Source organism: Saccharothrix hoggarensis (assembly GCF_042678885.1).
GTDB classification, from domain to species: domain Bacteria; phylum Actinomycetota; class Actinomycetes; order Mycobacteriales; family Pseudonocardiaceae; genus Actinosynnema; species Actinosynnema hoggarensis.
Genome location: NZ_JBHTLK010000245.1, coordinates 1 through 10,057, shown reverse-complemented (window position 1 = coordinate 10,057; position 10,057 = coordinate 1). Strand labels below are relative to the sequence as shown.

General features: G+C 71.1%; 5 protein-coding genes. 4 read left to right on the top strand and 1 reads right to left on the bottom strand.

Going from position 1 to position 10,057, the window contains the following annotated elements; genetic code table 11:
• The 3 genes from ACFQ3T_RS30615 to ACFQ3T_RS30605 all read left to right on the top strand — a co-directional run.
• Positions 1-5,032 (top strand): amino acid adenylation domain-containing protein (locus ACFQ3T_RS30615; RefSeq protein ID WP_380728571.1); only part of this gene is annotated, 5,032 nt, incomplete at its 5' end.
• The gene (locus ACFQ3T_RS30610; RefSeq protein WP_380728568.1) at positions 5,022-6,725 is read left to right on the top strand and encodes a phytoene desaturase family protein; all 1,704 of its coding nucleotides are present in this window, start codon (positions 5,022-5,024) and stop codon (positions 6,723-6,725) included. The genes ACFQ3T_RS30615 and ACFQ3T_RS30610, both read left to right, overlap by 11 nt.
• Positions 6,722-8,428 carry a phytoene desaturase family protein gene (locus ACFQ3T_RS30605; protein ID WP_380728566.1) on the top strand — a complete coding sequence of 569 codons (1,707 nt, stop codon included), beginning with the start codon at positions 6,722-6,724 and terminating at the stop codon, positions 8,426-8,428. Before ACFQ3T_RS30610 ends, ACFQ3T_RS30605 begins: the two co-directional genes overlap by 4 nt.
• Before the next feature lie 54 nt (positions 8,429-8,482).
• Here the strand turns inward: ACFQ3T_RS30605 and ACFQ3T_RS30600 are convergent, their stop codons facing one another.
• Positions 8,483-8,950, bottom strand: coding sequence for a peroxiredoxin (locus tag ACFQ3T_RS30600; RefSeq protein WP_380728564.1), 468 nt, complete (start codon positions 8,948-8,950; stop codon positions 8,483-8,485).
• 412 nt (positions 8,951-9,362) lie between these two features.
• On the opposite strand from ACFQ3T_RS30600, the gene ACFQ3T_RS30595 reads away from it, so the two are divergent.
• Positions 9,363-10,057, top strand: a 695-nt coding sequence (locus ACFQ3T_RS30595; RefSeq protein ID WP_380728562.1) for an RICIN domain-containing protein, incomplete at its 3' end; no start/stop codon positions are given.

Here is a 10,057-nt window from a genome sequence, read left to right as displayed (position 1 = left end):
CCCGCTGCCGCTGCGCCTGCGTTCCGACGGCAGCTACCTGGTCACCGGCGCGTTCGGCGCGCTGGGCAGGCTGCTCTGCCGGACGCTGGCCGCCCGCGGCGCGCGCCGGCTGGTCCTCGTCGGCCGCACGCGGCTGCCGGAACGCGCCTGGTGGAGCATGCTCGACCGGGACAGCGCCGCCGGGCGGGCGGTGCGGTTCGTGCGCGACCTGGAAGCCCTGGGCGCGCAGGTGATCCTGGCGCCCATCGACGTCACCGACGAGCCGGCGCTCGTGTCGTGGCTGGCGGACTACCGCCGTGACCACGCCCAGCCGATCCGGGGCGTGTTCCACCTGGCCGGACACGTACGCGACACGCTCGTCCCGGCGATGGACCGCACCGGCTTCGACGCGGTGCACGACCCGAAGGTCGTCGGCGCGCACCTGCTGCACCAGCACCTGCGCGACGAGCCGCTGGACCACTTCGTGCTGTTCGCCTCGATCGCGTCGCTGCTGACGACCGCGGGACAGGCCAACTACGCCGCCGGCAACGCCTTCCTGGACGCCTTGGCGCACCACCGCCGTGCCAAGGGCCTGCCCGCGTTGAGCATCGACTGGGGGCCGTGGGCCACCGGCATGATCGAGGAGCTGGGGCTGGTCGAGCACTACCGCGTCAGCCGCGGGATGAGCTCGCTGTCGCCGGAAGCGGGGATGGCCGCGCTGGAGCGGGTGATCGGCCAGGAGGACGCCCAACTGCTGGTGGCGACCGTCGTCGACTGGCCCGCCTTTCTCTCGTGGTACGGCACGCCGCCGCCGCTGGTGAGCGAACTCGCCGCCGCGGCCGCCGACACCGCGCCCGCGGAGTCCGGCAGCTTCCTGGACGCGTTCCGCGACGCCGACGCCCAGACCCGCCGCGCGCTGGTGGCCGAGCGGTTCACCGGCATCGTGGCCACCGTGCTGCGGGTGCCGCCGGAGCAGGTCGAGCCGTCGTCCGGCCTCACCGCCGCCGGGTTGGACTCGCTGCTGGCGATGGAGCTGCGGGCCCGGATCACGACCGAGCTGCGGGTCAGCCTGCCCGTGGTCGCGCTGCTCAGCGGCAGCCCCGTGGCCGAGCTGATCGACCAGGTGCACGCCGGCCTGATCGCGCACGCGGCCACCGGCGACCGCGAGGAGACCGCGGTGGAGGTGTTCACCGACGAGCACCGGTTCCCGCTGACCCAGAACCAGAAGGCGCTGTGGTTCCTCAAGCAGCTCAACCCCGACGGCTTCGCCTACAACATCGGCGGCGCGGTCGAGGTGACCGCGGAACTCGACCCCGAGCTGATGTTCGACGCCGTGCGCACCCTGATCGCTCGGCACCCATTGCTGCGCGCCAACTTCACGATGGAGAAGGGGCAGGCGGTCCAGCAGATCTCGGCGTCCGTCGAGGCCGACGTCGCGCTGTTCGACGTCGCCGACCGGGACTGGGACGAGATCTACCGGATAATCATCGCCGAGTACCGCGCGCCCTACGACCTGGAGCGCGACCCGCTCGTCCGCTTCCGGCTGTTCCGCCGCGGCCCGGACCGCTGGGTGATCATGAAGGCGGTGCACCACATCGTCTCCGACGCCATCTCCACCTTCACGTTCATTGAGGAGCTGCTGGCCGTCTACGAGGGCCTGCGCCGGGGCGAGCCGGTGGAGCTGCCCGAGCCGACCGCGCAGTACCTTGACTTCCTCAACTGGCAGAACAGGTTCCTGGCCGGCCCGGACGCCGGTCGGATGCTGGAGTACTGGCGCGGGCACCTGCCCGAGCGGACCCCCGTGCTCAACCTGCCGACCGACAAGCCGCGGCCGGTCGTGCAAACCGACAACGGCGCCTCGGAGTTCTTCGTCCTGGACACCGCGCTGAGCGCGCGGGTGCACGACCTGGCCCGCGAGCACGACGTGACGGTGTTCGTGGTGCTGCTGGCCGCGTACTACGTGCTGCTCAGCCGCTACTCCGGGCAGGACGACATCATCGTCGGCAGCCCCGTCACCGGCCGCACGGAGAAGGAGTTCGGCTCCGTCTACGGCTACTTCGTCAACCCGCTGCCGCTGCGCGCGGACCTGTCCGGCGACCTCGACGTCGGCCGCCTGCTCGGCCAGGTCCGCTCGACCGTCCTCAACGGACTGGACAACCAGGAGTACCCGTTCGTGCTGCTGGTGGACGAGCTGGGGCTGCGCCACGACCCGAGCCGGTCGGCCGTGTTCCAGGCGATGTTCATCCTCCTGGCGCACAAGGTGTCGACCGAGAAGTACGGCTACCGCCTGGAGTACGTCGAGCTGCCGGAGGAGGAAGGCCAGTTCGACCTCACCCTCTCCGTCTACGAGGACGAGGCGGACCGGCGCTTCCACTGCGCGTTCAAGTACAACACCGACCTGTTCTTCGCCGAGACGGTGAGCAGGATGGCCGGGCACTACGTGACGCTGCTCGACAGCCTGACCCGCGCGCCCGCCGAGAAGCCCGTCACCGAGCTGACCCTGCTCGGCGAGGACGAGCGCGCGGACATCCTCGACGGGTGGAGCGGCGTGACGCGCACCGCGCCCGCCGACGCGCCGGTGACGACGTTGATCTCCGCCGCCGCGGCGGCCACCCCGGACGCCGTCGCGGTGGTCACGCCGACGGACACGGGCGCCGACCGGCTCACCTACGCCGAACTGGAACGGAGGTCCACGGCGCTGGCCCGCGTGCTGCGCGCCGAGGGCGTGCGGGCCGGGTCGGTGGTGGCGCTGTGCCTGGAGAAGTCGGCCGACCTGGTCGTGACGCTGCTCGCCGTGCTCAAGGCGGGTGGCGCCTACCTGCCGCTGGACCCGGACTACCCGGCCGAACGACTCGACCACATGGTCCGCACCGCCGGCGCCGCGCTGCTGCTGGCCGACGCGCGCACCCGCGACCGGCTGACCGGGCTGCCCGTGCCGGTCACCGACGTGGCCGACCTCGCCCTCGACGTGGACGGCGGCCCCGGGCTGGAGCCCGTCGACCTCGACAGCCCCGCGTACGTCATCTTCACGTCCGGGTCCACCGGCACGCCGAAGGCCGTCCGGGTCGACCACCGCAACCTCGCGTCGGCGTTCGCCGCGTGGCGGCAGGAGTACCGGCTCGACACCGACGCGCGGGTGCACCTGCAGATGGCGGGCTTCGCGTTCGACGTGTTCACGGGCGACCTGGTCCGGGCGCTGTGCTCGGGCGGCTCGCTGGTGCTGGTGTCGCGCGACCTGCTCTTCGACACCGCCCGCCTGCACGACACGATGGTGGCCGAGCACGTCGACGCGGCCGAGTTCGTCCCCGCCGTCGTGCGCGGGCTGATGAACCACTGCGACCGCACCGGCGCGCGGCTGGACTTCATGAAGCTGGTCGTCGTCGGCTCGGACGTGTGGAAGGTCGAGGAGTACCGGCGGCTCAAGGCGTTGTGCGGCCCGGACACCCGGCTGGTCAACTCCTACGGCCTCACCGAGGCCACGATCGACAGCACCTACTTCGACGGGCCGGTCGACGACCTGGAACCCGGCCGCGTGGTGCCGATCGGCCGACCGTTCCCGAACACCGCGCTCTACGTGCTGGACGAGCGGGGAGAGCCGGTGCCGCAGGGCGTCGTCGGCGAGCTGTGGATCGGCGGCGACGGCGTCGCCGCGGGCTACCTCGGAGACCCCGGGCAGACCGCGCTGCGCTTCGCCACCCGTGAGCTGCACGGCCGCGAGGTGCGGTTGTACCGCACCGGAGACCTGGCCCGCTGGACGGCGGGCGGAGTGGTCGAACTGCTGGGCCGGGCCGACGGCCAGGTGAAGGTGCACGGTCACCGGGTCGAGGTCGGCGAGGTCGAGAGCCGGTTGACCCGTTGGCCCGGCGTCGCCCAGGCGGTGGTGCTGGTCCGTCCCGACGCGCGCGGCGAGGACACCCTCTTCGCCTACTGCGTGCCGGCGGAGGGCGCCGACTTCGACCCCCGCGCCCTGCGCGCCCACCTGGGCGAGTACCTGCCGACGTTCATGATCCCCGCCCACCTCGTGGCGGTGCCGGAACTGCCCCTGACCGCCAACGGCAAGGTCGACGTGGACGCCCTGCCGCTGCCCGTCGCGGCGGACGCCGCCGACCACGAGCCGCCGGTCACCCTGTACGAGGTCCGCACCGCCAAGCACTGGCAGTCCCTGCTCGCCGTGGACCACGTCGGCCTGGACCAGGACTTCTTCGAGTCCGGCGGCAGTTCGATCGCGCTGATCGAGCTGATCCACCACCTCCAGACCGAGTTCGCCATCACCATCCCCGTCAGCCTGCTGTTCCGGGTCACCACCCTGCGCGGCATGGCGAAGACGGTCGAGCACATCGTCACCGGGCAGATCGCCGGCGCCAAGCCGTACCTCGTGTTCAACCCCGACCGGGAGGCCGCGCTGTTCTGCTTCCCGCCCGCGGGCGGCCACGGGTTGGTCTACCGGCTGCTGGCCGGGCACCTGTCCGAGTTCCGGCTCACCGCGTTCAACTACGTGTCCGGTGACGGGAAGGTGGCCGAGTACGCCGACCTGGTCGAGTCCGTCCAGCCGCAGGGGCCGTACCGCCTGTTCGGCTACTCGCTCGGCGGCAACCTCGCGTTCGAGGTCGCCAAGGAGCTGGAACGGCGCGGGCACGCCGCCGCGCACGTGGTGATCATGGACTCCTACCGCATCCCGGAGCGGTTCACGCTCGCCGACGAGCACGTCGCCGAGTTCGAGCACGAGCTGGCCGCGCACCTGCACCGGCACACCGGTTCCGCCACCGTGGCGGAGGAGACCATGCGGCAGGCCCGCGAGTACCTGCACCACTCCAGCCGCACGCCGAACGTCGGCACGGTGTCCGGGCCCGTCACGGTGATCTCCGACGAGCACAAGGTGGAGTTCTACGCCGCGTCCGAGCACGGCACGTGGCACGGCAGCTCCGCCGCGGGCACCACGGTGCTCGCCGGGTCCGGCGCGCACGCCGAGATGCTCGACGGCGAGCACCTGGCGCACAACGCCGACCTGCTGCGCGGCGTCCTCACCGCGGGAGGCGCCCGCGATGTCGCCTAGCACCAGGGTCCCCTGGGACCGGCGGACGCGGACGTCCGGCGACCGGCCGCGCGTCATCGTGATCGGCGCGGGCATGGCGGGCATGGCGGTCGGCTGCTACGGGCAGATGAGCGGCCTGGAGACGCGGATCTTCGAGTCGCACGTGCTGCCCGGCGGCTGCTGCACGGCCTGGGCCCGCGAGGGCTACCTGTTCGACTACTGCATCGACTGGCTCAACGGCACCGCGCCCGGCAACGAGGCCAACCAGGTCTGGCGGGAGCTGGGCGCGCTGGACGGCAAGGCGATCACCCGGTTCGACGAGATCAACCGGGTGGTCGCCGAGGACGGCCGCTCGGTCACCTTCCACACCGACCCCGACCGGCTCCAGGCGGAGCTGGAGGCGTGCTCGCCCGCGGACGCGGCGAAGATCCGGCGGTTCTGCGCCGACCTGCGCCGCTTCGTCCGGCTGGAGATCCACCCGTTCCTCACGCCGACGCCGCTCATGTCGTGGCGGGAGAAGCTGAGGATGCTCGGCAAGGTGCTGCCCGCGCTGGGGCTGTTCCGGCGGACCGGCGGCACGCAGATGGCCGACTTCGCCGACAGCCTGAGCGACCCGTTCCTGGCCGCGGCGTTGCGGAACATGTTCTACCAGGACCCGCGGACCTTCGCGCTCATCCCGTTCCACTACACGATGGCCGAGGCGCACAAGGGCAACGTGGGCATGCCGCAGGGCGGGTCGCTCGGCCTGGCCCGGTCGGTCGAGGAGCGCTACCTCGGCCTCGGCGGGCGCATCGACTTCCGCGCCAAGGTCACCCGCGTGCTGGTCGAGGACGGGCGCGCGGTCGGCGTGGAGCTGCGCAACGGCGAACGGCACTACGCCGACCACGTCGTGGCGGCCGGCGACGTGCACACCACCGTGACCAAGCTCCTCGGCGGCGAGTACACCAACCCGCGGCTGGACACCTTGTTCACCGAGGTGGCGCCGGACCCCGAGCAGCTGTACCCGGCGGTCGTGTCGGTGTTCGTCGGCTTCCGCGGCGACGTGGCCGCCGACGAACCGGTCAGCACGACGTACCTCCTGCCGGAGGAGGACGTCGCCCGCCTGCCCGGCGTGCTGCAGAAGAGCCTGGTCGTGCACCTGCGGTCCCGCCTGATCGCGGGGCTCGCGCCCGAGGGCCGGTCGCTGATCCACTGCACCTACTTCAGCGACTACGACACGTGGAAGGCGCTGAGGTCCACCGACCGCCGGGCCTACTGGGACCTCAAGCGGCAGCTGGCGGCGTTCATCAGGGAGTTCCTGGAACGGCGCTTCCCCGGCATCGACGAGCGGGTGGAGGTGGTCCAGGTGGCCACCCCCGCCACCACCGAGCGCTACACCGGCAACCACCGGGGCTCGATCCTGGGCTGGAAGTCGCCCAAGGCCGACGACCTGGTGGACGACCTGATCGCCAAGGACCGGCTGGCGCTGCCCGGCTTGGCCGGCTTCCACCTCGCCGGGCAGTGGGTCGGCAGCGGCGGCCTGCTGCGGGCCGCGGCGTCGGGGCGGTTCGCCGCCCAGTACCTGTGCCGCGAGCTGGGCGTGCCGTTCCACGCCGAGGAGAGCCGCGGCGCCGAGCCCTGGCAAGCGGGCAAGCTCGGCGACCTCCCCCAACTGGACAACTGGACCGAGCGCCCCCGGGCCGCCCGACCGACAGCGAGGACGTCACGGACATGACCCGCGCGCGACGCAAGACGATGATCGTCATCGGCGCCGGCCTCGGTGGGCTGTCCACCGGGTGCTACGCCCAGATGAACGACTACGACAGCCGGATCTTCGAGATGCACGAGATCCCCGGCGGGTGCTGCACCGCCTGGGACCGCGGCGAGTTCACGTTCGACTGCTGCATCAGCTGGCTGCTCGGCAACGGACCGGGCAACGAGATGCACCAGATCTGGCTGGAGCTGGGCGCGTTGCAGGGCAAGCAGATGCGCCACTTCGACGTGTTCAACATCGTGCGCGGCCGGGACGGGCGCTCGGTGTACTTCTACTCCGACCCCGACCGGCTCGAAGCGCACCTGCTCGACCTGTCCCCGGCCGACGCCAAGCTGATCCGCGACTTCTGCGGCGGCCTGCGCAAGTTCCGCCGGGCGCTCGCGGTGTACCCGTTCCTCAAGCCGGTCGGGCTCATGGGCACGGTGGAGCGGATGAGGATGCTGGCCTCGTTCGTCCCGTACTTCAACGTGGTCCGCAAGTCCATCGGCACCCTCATGACGGACTACTCGGCGCGGTTCCGCGACCCGTTGCTGCGCGAGGCGTTCAATTACGTGCTCTACGAGAAGCACCCCGCGTTCCCGGTGCTGCCGTTCTACTTCCAGCTCGCCTCGCACGCGAACCTGTCCGCCGGCGTCCCGGAGGGCGGCTCGCTGGGGCTGGCCCGGTCCATCGAGCAGCGCTACCTGCGGTTGGGCGGGCAGGTCACCTACAACGCCAAGGTCGAGGAGATCATCGTCGAGGACGGCCGGGCGGCCGGCGTGCGGCTCGACGACGGCCGGGAGTTCCGCGCCGACGTCGTGGTGTCCGCCGCCGACGGGCACACCACGATGATGAAGTTCCTCAAGGGCCGGTACCTCAACGACGAGTACCGGGAGCTGTACACGGAGACGATGGCGAAGCCCGGCATGGTGTTCCCCGGTTACGTGTGCCTGTTCCTCGGCCTGAACCGGCCCGTGCCCGAGGGCGACCCGTGCACCACCCACCTGCTGACCGACGAGGAGAAGGCCGACCTCGTCGGCATCCGGGACGCCAGCATCAACATCCAGTTCCGCAGCGCGCACTACCCGGAGCTGTCGCCCGAGGGCACCACCGTGGTCTACATGACCTACTTCGCGGACATCGCGCCGTGGCGCGCGGTGGACGACTTCCCGGAGCAGGTGACGCGACGACGTGGCGGCGAGGTGCTGCACACGTTGCCCGTCAAGCACGGCCGCGAGTACTACGCGACCAAGCGGAAGACCCGGCTGGCCCTGATGCGGTACCTCGAGAAGCGCTACCCGGGCATCACGGACTCGGTGGTGGCCCGCGACCTGTCCACCCCGCTCACGCAGGTCAGGTACACCGGCAACTACGACGGCACGGTGCTCGGCTGGCAGCCGTTCGTCGACAGCGGCGAGACGCTGGAGGAGCTGGTGAAGAAGTACGGGCCCGGCCTGCCGGGGCTGCGCGACTTCTACCAGTCGGGCGTGTGGGCGACCACGGGCGGCCTGATCCGCGCCGCCGCCGCGGGCCGCCAGGTGATGCAGTTCGTGTGCCGCGACGACGGCGTCCCGTTCACCGCGCACGTGGACGACTTCGCGCCGCCGCCGACCCACGTGGTCATTCCGGTGGGACCGGGGGAGGCGCGCAGGAAGGTGCAAGCCCACTCGACGAGCGGCGTGTGACGGTCGGCGGGTGACGAGGGGCGCCCGGTGGCATCGGCCACCGGGCGCCTTCGCTCATCCGGCGCGCAGGACTTCCAGGGCGCGGTTCGCGTGCACGTCCATGCGCGTCTCGCTCTTGACGACCTCCAGCACCCGCCGGTCGGCGCCGATGACGAACGTCCACCGCCGGGTGCGCAGCGCGGCCAGCGGACCCGGCAGCCCGACCTTACGCCGCACGCCGAACAACGCGGCCACCGCGCCGTCCGGGTCGGACAGCAGCGGGTAGTCGAACCCGTTGGCGTCGGCGAACTCCCGCTGCCGGTCGACGGGGTCGGCGCTGATCCCGACCCGCTGGGCGCCCACCGCGGCGAACTCGGCCGCCAGGTCGCGGAAGTGGCAGCTCTCCGCGGTGCAGCCGGGCGTCATGGCGGCGGGGTAGAAGAAGACCACCACGGGACCGGCCGCCGTGAATTCCGCCAGTGACCGTTCCTCTCCTTTGTGGTCCGGCAGCGTGAAATCGGGAACTATGTCACCTTTGTTCATGGGTTCAATTCTACCGACGTCAATGTGGGCAATAGTCCGCCATTGCAGTGAACCTCTGTTCCGCTGTCCACTGTGGACTTGACTACTCTCGGTGGGCGGTCTCCGGTCGTCTGATTGTTCACAAGTGTGACCGCGCTGCACCGATTCTGTTCACAGGTATGACCAGGGCGCATTGATCCCGGCTCGGTCGGCCGGTGGCCGTTGATCGAATCGAACGCCTGCTACCTCGGCGTTCGATTCCATTCGACACCCGGCGCGGGGAAATGTGCGGAACACTTGTTGACCTGCGGCTTCCGCGGCATCTAACATCCGCCGGGAAAGCGGTTTCCGGTACGACGGCGTGCGGGAAGCACTTCCGGGGAAACGTCGGCCGCCCGTTCCGATGTCCAAGGCAAGTCAGAGTGGAGTTGTCATGAGCACACCGGTCCACCGACCGATCGGGAAACCTCCGCGGCCGAGCGCCGCGCGATGGCGGCTGAGCCTGTTCGCCGCCGCCGGCGCCGCGGCGCTGGTCGCCACCCTCGCGTCCTGGCCGATGGCGGCGCCCGCTGAGGCGGCGATCGGCGCGGGGACGTACACGGTGAAGAACGCGGCCAGCGGCCACTGCCTCGACGTCCCCGGCGCGACTGCGACCGCGGGCGTGCAGCTCCAGCAGTCGGCGTGCGGCACGGCGTCCAGTCAGCTGTGGACGTTGACGGCCGTCAGCGGCGGGTACCGGATCACCTCCGTCTCCAGTGGCCTGTGCGTCGGCGTGCGGGACGCGTCGACGTCGGCGGGCAAGCCGATCGAGCAGGCCGCCTGCACCGGCGGCCCCGGTCAGACGTGGACGTTGACCGCGAGCGGCAGCAACTACCGCGTGATCGACACCAACAGCACCAAGTGCATGAACACGAAGGACAGCTCCACGGCCGTCGGCGCGTTGGTGCAGACCAACTCCTGCGACAGCGTGGCCACCAAGCAGTGGACGTTCATCCCGTCGAGCGGCGGGCCGACGTCGACGTCGACGTCCACTTCGACCTCCACGTCGACCACCACCACGTCCACGACGACGACCACGTCGACGACTGCTCCGGGTGGTGGCGGTGACGGCAGTGGGCCGTGGCCGAC